The sequence below is a fragment of the Ensifer sp. 38_S197 genome (assembly GCF_056924495.1).
The window spans coordinates 3425255-3439840 of sequence record NZ_JBXOVZ010000002.1 but is presented as its reverse complement, the minus strand read 5'-3'; the positions used below and the strand labels follow the sequence as shown (position 1 = coordinate 3439840).

Here is a 14586-nt window from a genome sequence, read left to right as displayed (position 1 = left end):
TGAAGAATGGGGATCAGGCAAGGGCAAAGACGCGCGCCGGGCCGCCGGTGCCGCCGCGGTGCTTCGGCGCACCGAGGATGAGCGTCGCGCCCTTCGCCGGCAGCTTGTCGAGATTGGCGGCGGCTTCGAGGCCCCAGCGGCCCTCGGGCAGCCAGGCATAATGCGTGGCGAAATCGGGCGAGGGGCCGTGGTCCAGCGAAAGCGTATCGACGGCGATGCCGGCGGCCTTGCTCTCTTCGATGAGATAATGCGCCGCCTCAACGTGAAAGCCGGGGAAATGCAGCTTGCCGCCGCCATCGGCATTGCGGAATTTCTCCGTGCCCATATGCGCGCGCCAGCCCGAGAGCATGGCGACGCAGGCGTTTTCCGGGATCTCGCCATTGGCAGCGACCCAGGTCTTGATATCGTCGGGCGTCACCTGCGCGTCTGCGTCGCCGGATGCCTTTTCGCGGATATCGACGATGCAAAGCGGCACGACCAGCTTTTCCACCGGCAGTTCGGCGACCGAAAGGCCGTCGGCGGAAAAATGTAGCGGCGCGTCGACATGGGTGCCGGTGTGTTCGTTCACCCGCAGTTCGAACAGGTTGAACTTGTCCTTGGCGTAATTGAACTTCGCCTCGCGGAAGAACTGCTGCTGACCGAAGAAGGTCGGGAAATCCTCATGCAGTTCGTGGGTGAGATCGGTGACGCTTGCATGTTCCTGAGCCAAGGCGGGGGGTGCGATACCGGCGCTCGCGGCGGCGAGGCCGGCCGTTCCAACGGCGGCGGCTTTGAAGAAGCTGCGGCGCGAGAGCATGCGCTCCTTCACCGTTTCCATCACACAGGCATCGCACATCGTTCTTGCTCCCCTTCAAGCAAATGAAAAACCAGCGGGCGAAACCGCTTGGAAAAAGCTGCCGGCGGTTGCAGGATAGCGCAGCCGAAGCCGCTGTAAATGCCGGCTCATGCCGCAAATTGCGATTGACGGCGACGACCACGGGGCGATTGCGCCGCGCGTCATCATGCCGCCACCAAATTCGCTTTTATTACAATTGCGTAATGATGCCATTCCGTCATTGCCCCGACGCGCGCGAACAGGGATACTCCGCGCAATCGGAACGAACCGCCGGCCGTGCCGCGCTGGGGCGTGTTTTTTGCTTTATCTGGAGATTTGAATGCGGGTTTGGAAACAGCTTGCGGTGAGCGCCGCTGTGCTTCTCGTGGGCGTGACCGTCTGGGTGCGGTTCGTGCCCGGCGCAGGTGAAACGCTCGCTGCCATCGGCGTTTCTCACCCGCTGATCGATGCCTTGTCAAAGCCACAGACGGGCGGCAGCCAGGGCGGCGAACGCAATGGCGGGCGCGGCCAGGGCGGCGGTGCGATCCTGGTGATGGTTCGCCCCTCGGCAACATCAGTCGTCAACGACCGGCTGAACGCCATCGGCAACGGCGAGGCGATCCATTCCGTCAGCGTCACGCCGACGGCGACCGGCAATCTCACCGAAATCCTCGTGCGCTCGGGCGACAAGGTGGCGGAGGGCCAGGTGATCGCCCGGCTCGACAGCGACGACCAGAAGATCGCCGCCGACCAGGCGCGGCTGACGCGCGACAGCGCGCGCGAAAAGATGGAACGCTATCGCAATCTCAGCACCGCGCGGGCGGTGACCGCGGTGGACGTGCGCGATGCCGAAATCGCGCTGCAGGCGGCGGAACTGGCGCTGAAGACTGCCGAGCTTGATCTGAAGCGCCGCGATATCGTGGCTCCCTCCAAGGGCGTCGTCGGCATCATTACCGTCAATGTCGGCGACTATGTCACGACGACGACGCCGATCGCCGTTGTCGACGATCGCTCGGAGATCCTCGTCGATTTCTGGGTGCCGGAGCGGTTCGCCAACAAGATCACCGTCGGCCAGCCGGTCACCGCCTTTGCGATCGCCCAGCCGGGCAATCAGCTCAACGGCGTGATCCACGCGATCGACAACCGGCTGGACCAGGCAAGCCGCACGCTGCGCGTGCGCGCACGGCTCGAAAACCCCCAGGATACGCTGAGGGCCGGCATGTCCTTCTCCGTCACCATGGCCTTTGACGGCGACACCTATCCGACGGTCGATCCGCTGGCGATCCAGTGGAGCTCGGAAGGCTCCTACATCTGGCGCGTTACCAACGACAAAAGTGAGAAGGTGCCGGTGAAGATCATCCAGCGCAACCCGGACAAGGTGCTGGTCGACGCCGCGCTTTCGGTAGGCGATGAGATCGTGACCGAAGGCGTGCAGCGCCTGCGCGACGGCGGCGAAGTCCGCATCGCCGGGCGCGAACGCAAGCAGGATGCCGCCCAGAAGGTTGCGGAGGAAACGAAGTGAGCGGCGGGGAAGGGCACAGCAAAGCGTCCGCCCGCGAACGTGGCAAGACCGGCTTCACCGCACTCTTCATCCGCCGGCCGATCTTTGCGCTGGTGTTGAATACCCTGATCGTCGTCGCCGGCCTTGCCGCCTGGAACGGCATCGAGATCCGCGAACTGCCGCAAGTCGACCAACCGGTCATCTCGGTGACGACCACGCTCGATGGCGCGGCACCGGAGACGATGGACCGCGAGGTGACCTCGGTTGTCGAAGGTGCCGTCTCGCGCGTGCAGGGCATTCGCGACATCTCCTCGACCTCGTCCTTCGGCCGCAGCCGGGTGACGTTGCAATTCTCCGACACCACCGACATCGGCCAGGCCTCGAACGACATCCGCGATGCGCTCGGCCGGGTGCGCAACCAGTTGCCCGACAATGTCGACGAGCCGAGCATCGTGAAGGCCGACGCCGACAGCCAGCCGATCATGCGGCTGGCGCTGACCTCCGACACGATGAGCATGGAAGACATGACGCTGCTCGTCGAAAACGAGATCAGCGACCGGCTGGCGGCGGTGGAAGGCGTTGCCGACGTCGCAGTCTATGGCGACCAGGAGAAGATCTTCCGTATCGACCTCGATCAGGCGAAGCTTGCCGGGCGCGGGGTGACGGTGGCAAACCTCAGGACCGCGCTCGCCAATGCCTCCTACGACGTGCCGGCCGGCAAGCTGACCAGCGCCAGCCAGGACATCTCGGTGCGCGCCACCGCCGACCTGCAGACGCCGGAGCAGTTCGAGAACCTGATCCTCGTCAACAATGTGCGGCTGCGCGACGTCGCCACCGTGACGCTCGGTCCGGATACCGGCACGACGGCGCTGCGCTCCAATGGCCGCCAGGGCATCGGCCTCGGCATCGTCCGCCAGGCGCAGTCGAATACGGTCGATATCTCCGAGGGCGTTCGCAAGGTCGTCGACACGATCCAGACGCAGATACTGCCCGAGGGCACGCAGCTTCGGATCACCAGCGACGATGCGGTCTTCATCAACGGCGCCATCCACGAGGTGGAGATTGCGCTGGTCGTCGCCGTCTTCATCGTCACGCTGGTCATCTACCTGTTCCTGCTCGACTGGCGGGCGACGCTGATCCCGACCATCAGCATGCCGATCGCGCTGATCGGCACGGTGGCGGCGATCTATCTCGCTGGCTTTTCGATCAACATCCTGACGCTGCTGGCGATCGTTCTGGCAACCGGGCTCGTCGTCGACGATGCGATCGTGGTGCTCGAAAACATCGTGCGGCGGCGGGCCGAAGGGCTTGGTCCGCGTGCGGCTGCCGTGCACGGCACGCTCGAGGTGTTCTTCGCGGTGCTGGCAACGACGGCGACGCTTGCCGCCGTCTTCGTGCCGCTCTCCTTCCTGCCGGGGCAGACGGGCGGTCTCTTCCGCGAATTCGGCTTCGTGCTTGCCTTCGCGATCCTGCTTTCCTCCTTCGTGTCGCTGACGCTCTGCCCGATGCTCGCCTCGCGCATGCTGACGAAGGATACGCATACGGTGCCGGGGCCGATGGCGCGGTTCGGGGCACGCGCTGCCGGCTTCTATCGGGTGACGCTTCGCGCCTGCCTCAACTCGCCGCTGATCGTCTTCGTCGTCGCCGCCTTCTTCACCGCCATGGGCGCGGCCGGCTTCCTGACGCTGAAATCGGAGCTGACGCCGAGCGAGGACCGCTCGCAGGTGATGATGCGAATCAACGCGCCGCAGGGCGTCTCGCTCGAATATGCCCAATCCCAGATGCGCCGCATCGAGGACGGCCTGCAGCCGCTGGTCAAATCCGGCGAGATCGACAACATCTTCTCGATCTCGGGCCAGGGCGGCTCGGTCAACAGCGGCTTCATGGTGCTGACGCTCGCCCCCTGGGAGAAGCGTGACCGCACGCAGCAGGAGATTGTCGCCGACATCAACAAGGTGACGGCGCGCATCCCCTCGGTCCGCGTCTTCGCCATGCAGCCGAACAGTCTCGGCATTCGCGGCGCCGGCAGCGGCCTGCAGGTGGCGCTGGTCGGCAACGACTACAACAAGCTCGGCGACGCGGCGGCGAAACTGGTGCGCCAGATGGAGGACAGCGGCCGCTTCGAGAACGTTCGCCTCAATTACGAGGCCAACCAGGCGCAGCTCTCGATCACCATCGACCGCGAGCGCGCCTCCGACATGGGTGTCGACATCGGCGGTCTAGCCTGGGCGCTGCAGGCGATGCTCGACGGAAACAGTGTCGTCGACGTCTATGTCGATGGCGAATCCTATCCGGTGAAGCTCTTGTCCTCGACCAATCCGGTCAACGACCCGACGGATCTGCAGAACATCTTCCTGAAGGCCGGAGACGGCAAGATCGTGCCGATGTCGACGATCGCCAGCGTCGAGGAAATGGCGGTGGCGCCGCAGCTTTCGCGGGAATTGCAGCTTCGCGCCGTGTCGCTCTCCGCCGGCCTCAAATCGGATCTCGCGCTCGGCGAAGCGCTGACCATGGTCGAGCAGATGGCCGAGCCGCTACTGCCGCCGGGGTCGCGCATCATGCCGCTCGCGGAAGCGGCGACGCTCAATGAGAACGCCAACGGCCTCTTCGTCACCTTCGGCTTCGCCCTCGTCATCATCTTCCTGGTGCTGGCGGCGCAATTCGAAAGCTTCATCAGCGGCCTCATCATCATGTCGACGGTGCCGCTGGGGCTCGCCTGCGCGGTCTTCGCGATGATCATGACCGGCAACACGCTGAACATCTACAGCCAGATCGGCCTGGTCATGCTCGTCGGCATCATGGCGAAGAACGGCATCCTGATCGTCGAATTCGCCAACCAGCTCCGCGATCGCGGCCAGGACGTGCGCTCGGCGATCGAGAACGCCGCCAATATTCGCCTCCGCCCCGTGATGATGACGATGATCGCCACCATCGTCGGCGCGGTGCCGCTGGTGCTGGCGAGCGGCGCGGGTGCCGAAGCGCGCATCGCGCTTGGCTGGGTGCTGGTCGGCGGGCTCGGGCTGGCGGTGATCGTCACGCTCTACCTGACGCCGGTCGCCTATCTGGTGATCGCCCGCTTCACCAAGCCGCATGCGGATGAGGAGCGCAAGTTGAACGAGGAAATGGAAGCGGCAGCCGCGCTGGAGGCGCACTGAGCCACTGCAAAATACAAAGTGCTACGGCAACCTTGCACGTCTGATGAGACGGGCGGCGCTGTAGAGGCCGGCGAACGCCGCGGGCCTCTCCCACGCTACATTTCGAGCCCGGCGGCAATGAGAAAGATCGCTGCCGCCAGGCCGCCGAGTGCGGTTCGTCCGGCATGGAGCCTACCCCAGCGCTTGAGCAGGCTGCGGCTTTCCTCGCCGGTCTCATCCGGCCGCGTTGCCTCCAGCTTGCGATTGACCGGCATGACGAAGAACAGCGTATAGGGCCAGTTCAGGATGATGATTGCGGCACCCATGCCCCAGAGCACATGGCCGGTCCTTCCCCAGGCGGCAGCGCCGAGCAGGCCTGAGACAAGGGCGAGTGTCGCCTGCATCTCGAAGGCGCGGCGGTAGGAGGGAACCCATTGCGCCAATGCGGCGCGATCGTCGAGATGGAGCCGAGCGGGCTGTTCGGCGAGATTGATGTAGATGGCGGCGCCGAAAAAGATCGACGCGGTGAGCAAAGCGAGCAGACCCAGCATTGCCTCTCTCCCTTCACGTCAACATGATAATCCAACGCCGGCAATTTGAGCAGGTGTTTTCTGCGCTCTCGCCCTCATAGGTGGACCCGGAACCTTTGAAACTGATTCCGATTTCGCTGGTAGCGCCTTGAAATCGAATCGCTTTCGGTTCTGTTGCGCCGGGGTGGATCGCCTAGCTATTGCGCCGCTGTGCCAGGCCCTCGATGATCGTGTCGAGGCCGTATTCGAAGGTGGCGTCCGGTCCGCTCTCGTCGAGTTCCTCCATGGCGGCCGCGAGTAGCGGCGCGTTTTCCGCGGTTGCTGCTTCGCCATCGGCTTTGCTTTCTCCCGCGTCCAGGGCGGTCTGCTGTTCCAGCACCGAGCCGACGACATAGTGGCTGATCACGAGTAGCGCGGAGGCGGCGTCGGCGGGCTGAAAACCGGCCGCGTGCAGGAGGCGGATCTGCGCTTCCACCGCAGCCATCTGCGGTGCGCTTGGCCGCGTGCCGGCGTGAATGCGTGCACCGTCGCGGTAGGCAAGCAGGCTCTTTCGGAAGCTGCGGGCATTGGCGATGAGGAATGCGCGCCAGTCCTCGTTCGGCCGTGGCGCTGAACGATCGTGGCTCTCGGCCATCATCGCCTCCGCCAAGGCCGCGATCAGCGCCTGCTTGTTCCTGAAGTGCCAATAGAGCGCCGGCTGCTGCACGCCGAGCCGCTCGGCCAGCCGGCGGGTCGTCAGGCCGTCCAATCCCACCTCGTTCAGCAATGTCAGCGCGGTGCGCACCACGGTGTCCCGTTGCAGCTTCGTCATGTCTCGCTCCATCTATCGCTTGACAATTTATCATTGATAAGTTTCCTGTACATTAATTTATCAATGATAAGGAATCGAAGATGGCGCTTGAAAAAACCGACGGCGGAACTCCGCGTGCAGCCGGCAGCGTCAGGGCAGGGCGCAAGGCGCTTTGGGTGCTCTTTGCGGCGGTGGCGCTCGATGCATTCGGGATCGGCCTCGTCATGCCGGTGCTGCCGGGCCTCCTGCGCAACCTTGCCCATGCCGATCAGGTCGCCGCGCACTATGGCGTCCTGGTCTCGCTCTATGCCCTGATGCAATTTGCCTTCGCGCCCGTGCTCGGCTTTCTCTCCGACCGCCATGGTCGCCGGCCGGTGCTTCTCATCTCGCTCGCCGGCGCGGCGATCGACTATGCGATCATGGCGACGGCACCGAGCCTGGCGGTGCTCTATCTCGGCCGCATGATCGCCGGCATCACAGGGGCGACCGGCGCCGTCGCCGGCGCGGCGATCGCCGACACGACGGAAGGGGAGGAACGGGCGCGGCATTTCGGAATGCTCGGCGCCTGCTTCGGCGTCGGCATGATAGCGGGGCCCGTTGTCGGCGGGCTGCTCGGCTCTGTCGGCTTGCATGCGCCCTTCGTCGCCGCTGCAGTCATGAACGGTGCCGGTTTTCTCTTTGCCCTGTTCTTTCTGCCGGAGAGCCGTCGGAAGGCCCCGGCCAGCATGGCTGTCGGCGGCCTCAATCCGCTGGCGGGGCTGCGCCAGACCCTGCGCGGCCCGCTCCTCCTGCGGCTCGTCAGCGTATTCTTCGTCGTGCAACTCGTCGGTCAGGTGCCGGCCGTGCTCTGGGTCATCTTCGGCGAACACCGTTTCGGCTGGGATGCGCGGATGACGGGCCTGTCGCTCGCCGCCTTCGGGCTGCTGCACGCCGTGGCGCAAGGCGTCATCGCCGGACCGGCGGCAGCGCGTCTCGGTGAGCGCCGCGCGCTGCAACTCGGCATCGGGCTCGACGGTCTCGGCTATGGGCTGCTGGCGCTTGCCACGGCAAGCTGGATGGTGCTGCCGATCATGCTGCTGCTCGCCGCCGGCGGCATGGGTTCGCCCGCCTTGCAGGCGCTTCTGTCACGCGCCGTGGATGAGGAAGGGCAGGGCCGGTTACAGGGTGCGCTTGCGAGCCTCGCCAGCCTGGCGTCGATTGTCGGCCCGCTGCTCTTCATCGGCCTCTATTCGCTGACGCTTGCTGCCTGGGACGGCTGGGTGTGGATTGCAGGCATTGCGCTCTACCTCCTTTGCGTGCCGGCCCTGAGGCATCTGCCGCGTTGAAAAATCGGCTGTTTTCCCCGCTCCGATACGCTCTTGTGACACTCCGGTCTCACGTCAGGCGTTTTCCTGCGTTAGCCTGGCGGTCAAGAGCGCGAGCGTCTGGACAAAGTGATTCCGATTTGCACAGTAGCGCCTTGAAATGACTGCGCTTCCGAAGCATCGCTTCGGGACAGCAGCGCATGCAACAGGAAGGGCGTTTTCCGTGGCATTGAAGGCGATCAGAGCTGGCGTGAGGAACGAGGCCGGCATTACGGCGGCGAAACGGGAACTGGCCGCCCGCTTCGGCGACCGGCTGCAGACGGGCGAGGCGATCCGCGCCCAGCATGCCCACACCACCACCTACATTCCGGCGCAGCTTCCCGATGCGGTGGTGTTTGCCGAAAGCGCCGGAGACGTGCGCGAGATCGTTCGGATCGCCACCCAGCACAAGGCGCCGCTGATCCCCTTCGGCACCGGGTCGTCGCTCGAAGGCCATATCAATGCGCCGCATGGCGGAATCTCGGTCGATCTTTCCCGCATGAACAGGGTGCTGGAGGTCAATGCCGAGGATCTCGACTGCCGGGTCGAGCCGGGCATCACCCGCGAGGAGCTCAATACTTATCTGCGCGACACCGGCCTCTTCTTCCCGATTGACCCCGGCGCCAACGCCTCGATCGGCGGCATGGCCTCGACGAGGGCTTCGGGCACCAATGCGGTGCGCTACGGCACGATGAAGGACAATGTGCTGGCGCTGACGGTGGTGACGGCCGATGGGCGCGAGATCCGCACGGCCCACCGGGCACGCAAGTCTTCGGCGGGCTACGACCTGACGCGGCTTTTCGTCGGCGCGGAGGGCACGCTCGGCATCATTACCTCGATCACGCTCAGGCTGCAGGGTATCCCGGAGGTGATTTCCGGCGGCGTCTGCCCGTTCCCGACGATCGAAGACGCCTGCAATGCGGTGATCCTCACCATCCAGTCCGGCATTCCGGTGGCGCGCATCGAGCTTCTCGACGCGCTGCAGATGAAGGCCTGCAACGGCTATTCCGGCCTCTCCTATGCCGAGACGCCGACGCTCTTCGTCGAGTTTCACGGCAGCGCCGCAAGCGTCGAGCTGCAGTCGCGCCAGTTCGGTGAGATCGCGTCGGAGTTCGGCTCGACCGGTTTCCAGTGGACGACCAATCCGGAGGAGCGGGCGCGGCTCTGGAAGGCGCGGCACAACGCCTATTGGGCGCAGAAGAGCCTGATCCCGGGCGCGGCGATCCTGTCGACCGATGTCTGCGTGCCGATCTCGCGGCTCGCCGATTGCGTTGTGGCGACACAGGAGGACAGCGCCGCCCATGGGCTGACCGCGCCGATCGTCGGGCACGCGGGCGACGGGAACTTCCATGTCGGCTTGCTGTTTGACGACACGGACGCGGCCGATGTGGCGCGGGCCGAGGCTTTCGTCGAGCGGCTGAATGCCCGGGCGCTCGAAATGGATGGAACCTGTACCGGCGAGCACGGCATCGGCCAGGGAAAGATGCCGTTTATCGAGGCTGAGCTCGGCGACGCGCTGGACCTGATGCGCCAGGTCAAGCGTTCGCTCGATCCGGACAATATCTTCAACCCGGGCAAGATCTTCGCCTGAGGCGGCCCCCCGCGCGAGGGCGTCAGGTTTTGGCCCAATTTTTCGGGCAATGCGCCGGCGCCAAAGTGTGGTACTGCATAGTTCCGAAGTCGGAATCGACCCCGAACGAATTATGCGGCAAATCAGAGTGCCAGGGCGCGAGCCACTGGCGCTCAAGAGACGTGCGGCGCAAACGCGCCGATGAACTGAATGGGAATGTAGGCACGGTGCTTTCGCGAATTCTGCTTGCCGTCGGTGGACTTGTGGTCGTTGCGCTCTTCGCGGCGCTGATCGCCCCGTGGTTCATTGACTGGACGGATTTTCGCAAGGAGTTCGAGCGCGAGGCGAGCCGCATCATGGGCAAGCCGGTGGTCGTGCATGGCAGCGTCGATGCGCGGCTGATCCCGTTCCCGACCGTAACGCTCAATGATGTGCGTGTCGGTGCCAGCGAAGACGGTGAGCCGCTGATCCAGGTGGCGCAGTTTTCCATGAGCGCGGAACTGGCGCCGTTCCTGAGCGGCGAGGCGCTGATCTTCGACATGCGGCTGGACCGGCCGAAGGCCAAGGTGCGGCTGCTGCCTGACGGTACGCTCGACTGGGCGCGCGGGCGCCGCACTTCGATCCCGGCCAAGACCGTCGTGCTTGAAAACGTCGAGATCACCAATGGCCAGATCGAGTTCATCGATGAGCAGACCGGCCGCACCCGCCGCGTGAGCGGGCTTGAAGCCGATGTTTCCGCCCGTTCGCTTGCCGGTCCGTGGAAAGTGGAGGGGCGGGCGGCGCTCGACGGCGAAGCCGGCAGCTTCTCCTTCACCAGCAACGAAGTGGACGCAGCCGGTGCGCTCAGCCTCAAGGCGCGGGTAACGCCCGACAAGCGCCCCTTCGGCGTCGAGACCGACGGCGCATTGAAGATCGTCGATTTCAAGCCGGTTTACAGCGGCCGCTTCACCCTGACGGAAAACCGGCAGGGCGAAGACAAGGATGACGATCGGGCACCGTTGCGCATCAACGGTGACTTCCAGCTTACCAACGAAAGCATCCGCGTTCCGGACTATCGTTTCGAGGTCGGTTCGACCGATGATCCCTATGTGGTCACCGGCGAGGCGACGCTCGATACCGGCAAGGATCAGAAGTTCCTGCTGATCGCCGACGGCCAGCAGATCGACGTCAGCCGGATCGGCCCCAATCGCAACGCCAAGACCGGCCGTGACCCGGCGATCTCCATGCGCCAGCGGCTGGAGGCGATGCTGACGATTGCGGCCGAGATTCCCATTCCGCAGGTGCCGGGCCGCGCCAGCCTGAAGCTGCCGGCGATCGTCGTGGGCGACACGACGGTCCGCGACGTGCGCATCGACGTCCAGCCCGATGGCGCGGGCTGGGTGATCGACAACGTCGTCGCGCTCCTGCCAGGCCGCACGCAGCTTGAGGCCAAGGGGCGGTTGAACCTTAAAGGCCAGCGCAGCTTCCGCGGCGACCTGCTGCTTGCCTCCAACCAGCCATCCGGTCTTGCGAACTGGTTGGCAGGCTCGGTCGACCCGGCGATCCGCAAGCTGAAAACTGCCGGCTTTTCGGCCAAGGTGAACCTCACCGATACGCTGCAGCAATTCGAAAACCTCGAAGTGGCGGCGGGCGAGGCAAGCCTGAAGGGCCGGCTGGAACGGCAGTCCTTTGCCGCGCAGCAGCCGAACCTCTCGCTGCAGCTCAAGGGCAACCGCATCGATTTCGAGGCGCTTCAGGCACTGACCGGACTGGTGGCAGGCGACGCCTCCACCGATACGCTGCTGCAGCACGCGATCGCTGCCGACCTTTCGGCCGACGAGTTCTCCGCCTTCGGCGAAGAGGCCAAGGACGTGCAGGCCGTGCTGACGCTGAAGAACGGCCAGCTCCAGGCCGAGCGCGTGGCGATCGGCTCGCTCGCCGGTGCCCAGCTCGCCTTCTCCGGCCGGGCCAGCGGCGACCTGGAAAAGCCCGTCGTCTCGGCCAAGATGAAGCTCGCGGCCAAGAACCTGACGCCGTTCCTGGAAATGATCGGCCGGCACGCGGTCAACCATCCGGCGCTCAGGCAGCTGATCAAGGCCGGACCCTATTACAGCGACGCGGCTTTCGACGTGACGCTGACGGCCGGCAACAAGGAAGGCAACGCGCCGGCAACGTTTGGCATCTTCGGCACGGCGAACGGCACCAAGATCGCCGCCAGCTACCAGGCGCCGGACATGGCGCAGGCGCTGACCGGCAAGGCGATCCTGCTGGAAGCGACGCTCGAAAACCCTGAAACCCGCCTGCTTCTCGGCCAGACCGGTTTCGATCCCTTGCCCTTCGACGCGGATGCCAACGGCATTCTCTCGGTCAAGCTGCAAAGCACCGATGGTTCGAAGGCGAACGGCACGGTGACCTTCACCACCGAGAAGTCGTCGCTGGCAGCCAAGGGCAACGTCGATCTTTCACGCGACCACTTCCTCGAAGGCCAGGCGAAGATCACGCTCCAGACCCAGGACATCGAGCCCTATCTGCTCCTGCAGGGCGTGGCGCTGCCGCAGATGGGCAGCGGCCTGCCGCTGACGATCTCGGCCGATGTCGCGGCAAGTCCGGAGGCGATCGCGCTGACGGCGGTCGAGGGCAAGGCGGACAACAACGGCTTTACCGGCACCTTGACCGTGGACCGCAAGGCACCTGGTGCTGCCACCGGTCAGCTCACCGTCGACACGCTCGACCTCGCCTGGCTGGGCGAGGGTATCCTGGGCTCGGTCGAGGATGCGAACGGGGCGTTCTCGAAGAGCGCCCTGGCGCAGCCGGCCTGGACCGGTCTCAACGTCGCGCTCGACGTGCAGGCGGGAAAATTCTGGCCGGGCGTCTATGGCGCGGTCACCAGCTTTGCCGGCAAGATGGAATGGAAGGGCGACGAGATTTCCCTGACCGATGCCACCGGCGACTGGCTGGGCGGCAAGCTCGCCGGGCGTGTGCAGGTCGGCAACGCCAACGGCTCCGGCTTCCTGCGCTCGCGCCTGGACGTCAAGGGCGGTGACCTGACGCAGGCCGGCTGGACCCGTGCCGGTGCCCCGGTGGCGACCGGGACGTTCGATCTCTCCGTTGCGCTGGAAGCATCCGGCGCAACGGCGGAGGCGATGGCGCATTCGGCCAGCGGCTCCGGTACGGCGACCTTCAACGGCCTGACGCTGAACGGCATCAACAGTGCGGCCCTGCCGCAATTGATTGCCGCCGCCGATGGCCAGAAGACGCAGATTTCGGCCGATAGCATCCGCAGCGCGGCGGAAGCGGCCGTGTTCTCCGGTCAATCCGTGGTCGGCGTCGTCAAGGCCCCCTTCAGCGTTGCCGGCGGCGTGCTGAGGGTGCAGAACGTCACGGCCGGGGATGGCAATGCCGCCTTCATGGGCGGAGCTGCGCTCGACCTTGCGGCCGGCCGGATCGATGGCGGCATCGACCTGACCTTCCGCCCCGGCGAGGAGGCGCTTGCCGGTGCCGAACCGCGCGTGCGGATCGGCTATGCCGGCCTCATCGAGGCGCCGGGCGTCAGCCTCGACGTCGCCGATCTGGCCAATTTCCTGTCGCTGCGCGCCTTCGAGCGCGAGCGCCGGCGGGTCGAGATCCTGCAGGCGAACGTGCTGGAGAAGCAGCGGCTGCGCCGTGAAGTCGCGCTTTACAAGGCGAAGGCGGAAGCACGCGACCTCGAACGGCGACGGGCCATTGCCGAAGATCGCCGGCGTGCCGCCGGGGCTGCGGAAGCAGCCCGTGTCAAAGCCGAAGTGGAAGCGCGCGCCGCGGCTGAGCGAAAGGCCGAAGCCGAACGGCAGGCCGAAGCGGCACGCCGGGCGCAACAGGCGCCGTCGGGCATGCGCGGTGCCGGCGGGGAGCAGCAACCGATCGCGCCGCAAGGCGGGCCCGACGATGCCGGAGACGGTGGCACCGGGCGGCCAGCCGGCCAGAAGCTGAACTTCGAAGTGCTGCCCGACATCACGGTGCAATAAGCGGCGCTCAAATCCGAACCGATCCGCGCGCCTCGGCAGCGCCTTTCGCGCCCTACGCCCGCGCCAGTCGGGTGTGGGGGGGCGAGCCTGCCAGGTGCGGCAAGCGGTTCTGTAGCGCGCGACCCTTCAGATCCGCTCCTTGCCCTTTGTTTGATATTTTGCCGGTCGCTATTGCAAAAGCGCTGCGTACGTTTGCGCGACCTGCGTCAGGCGGATTAGGCCGCGACGTCGTGTTCCTCGCGTGCCGCTGTCCAGACTTCCCGCGCTGCGTCCAGATTCATCAGGGCGATCCCCAGGCCAACGATCAAATCCGGCCAAGCTGACCGCCACAGATAAGCTGTCGCCAGACCCGCGCCGATGATGGCGACGTTGGCGGAAGCATCGTTGCGGGCAGACAGGAACGCAGCCCGTGTGAGGCTGCCGCTCGTATGACGGTAGGCGACGAGAAGGTATGCGCAGAACAGGTTGATCAGGAGAGCCCCAAAGCCAGTGAAGGATAGGGCAAAGGGCTCAGGCGGGATTGGATCCGTGAACTTTACCCAGGCCGTCCATAAAAAAGCCAGCGCAGGGACAAGCAGAATGAATGCCATCGCCCTGCCGACCCGGGCGCGGCTCCGCGCCGTCCATGCCAGCGCAAAGAAAATCAGAAGATTCACCGATGCATCTTCGAGGAAGTCTACGCTGTCGGCCAAGAGCGACACCGAACCGATGGCAAGCGCAATGACGAATTCAACCGCAAAGTAACCTAGGTTCAGCAGGGCGACGAAAAACACGACGCGGCGGAGATTGTTGTCCACTCAAGGGTTCCTTGGCTGACCAGATATACCATCGGCAGATTGCGGCCTTGCGCCGGATATCGTCAATACTTCCGGTTTCCGCTGGGGATTAAGGCCCTCGCAGCGGCGATTTCGACAAGTTTAA

At 65.2% G+C, this 14586-nt stretch carries 10 protein-coding genes; 5 read left to right on the top strand and 5 right to left on the bottom strand.

Features of this window, described 5'->3' with window-relative positions:
• Window positions 1-13: 13 nt before the first annotated feature.
• Window positions 14-835 (bottom strand): cyclase family protein, encoded by an 822-nt coding sequence (locus AC1Z3V_RS29785; RefSeq protein WP_483503488.1) that lies wholly within the window; start codon window positions 833-835, stop codon window positions 14-16.
• Between the two features lie 15 nt (window positions 836-850).
• Window positions 851-1048, bottom strand: a complete 198-nt coding sequence (locus tag AC1Z3V_RS29780) for a hypothetical protein (protein WP_483503486.1) — start codon at window positions 1046-1048, stop codon at window positions 851-853.
• Window positions 1049-1154: 106 nt separating this feature from the next.
• Here AC1Z3V_RS29780 and AC1Z3V_RS29775 point away from each other — a divergent pair, with 106 nt between their 5' ends.
• Complete coding sequence (locus AC1Z3V_RS29775) at window positions 1155-2336, top strand: efflux RND transporter periplasmic adaptor subunit (RefSeq protein WP_483503484.1); 1182 nt, start codon at window positions 1155-1157, stop codon at window positions 2334-2336.
• Window positions 2333-5470 carry an efflux RND transporter permease subunit gene (locus AC1Z3V_RS29770; RefSeq protein ID WP_483503482.1) on the top strand — a complete coding sequence of 1046 codons (3138 nt, stop codon included), beginning with the start codon at window positions 2333-2335 and terminating at the stop codon, window positions 5468-5470. Before AC1Z3V_RS29775 ends, AC1Z3V_RS29770 begins: the two co-directional genes overlap by 4 nt.
• Window positions 5471-5565: 95 nt before the next feature.
• Here AC1Z3V_RS29770 and AC1Z3V_RS29765 read toward each other — a convergent pair whose 3' ends face one another.
• Entirely contained in the window at window positions 5566-6000 is a 435-nt protein-coding gene (locus AC1Z3V_RS29765) for an anthrone oxygenase family protein (protein ID WP_483503480.1), read from the bottom strand.
• 172 nt (window positions 6001-6172) lie between these two features.
• Complete coding sequence (gene tetR, locus AC1Z3V_RS29760) at window positions 6173-6790, bottom strand: tetracycline resistance transcriptional repressor TetR (RefSeq protein ID WP_483503478.1); 618 nt, start codon at window positions 6788-6790, stop codon at window positions 6173-6175.
• A gap of 80 nt (window positions 6791-6870) precedes the next feature.
• Here tetR and tet point away from each other — a divergent pair, with 80 nt between their 5' ends.
• The 3 genes from tet (at window position 6871) to AC1Z3V_RS29745 (ending at window position 13665) form a co-directional block, all read left to right on the top strand.
• Window positions 6871-8094: a Tet(A)/Tet(B)/Tet(C) family tetracycline efflux MFS transporter gene (tet, locus tag AC1Z3V_RS29755; protein ID WP_483503476.1), complete on the top strand. Its 1224-nt coding sequence runs from the start codon at window positions 6871-6873 to the stop codon at window positions 8092-8094.
• Between the two features lie 202 nt (window positions 8095-8296).
• Complete coding sequence (locus tag AC1Z3V_RS29750; RefSeq protein WP_483503474.1) at window positions 8297-9703, top strand: FAD-binding oxidoreductase; 1407 nt, start codon at window positions 8297-8299, stop codon at window positions 9701-9703.
• 206 nt (window positions 9704-9909) lie between these two features.
• On the top strand, window positions 9910-13665 hold the full coding sequence (locus AC1Z3V_RS29745; RefSeq protein ID WP_483503472.1) for an AsmA family protein: 3756 nt from the start codon (window positions 9910-9912) through the stop codon (window positions 13663-13665).
• Window positions 13666-13880: 215 nt separating this feature from the next.
• Here AC1Z3V_RS29745 and AC1Z3V_RS29740 read toward each other — a convergent pair whose 3' ends face one another.
• Window positions 13881-14462, bottom strand: a complete 582-nt coding sequence (locus AC1Z3V_RS29740; protein WP_483503470.1) for a cation efflux transmembrane domain-containing protein — start codon at window positions 14460-14462, stop codon at window positions 13881-13883.
• Window positions 14463-14586: the final 124 nt, after the last annotated feature.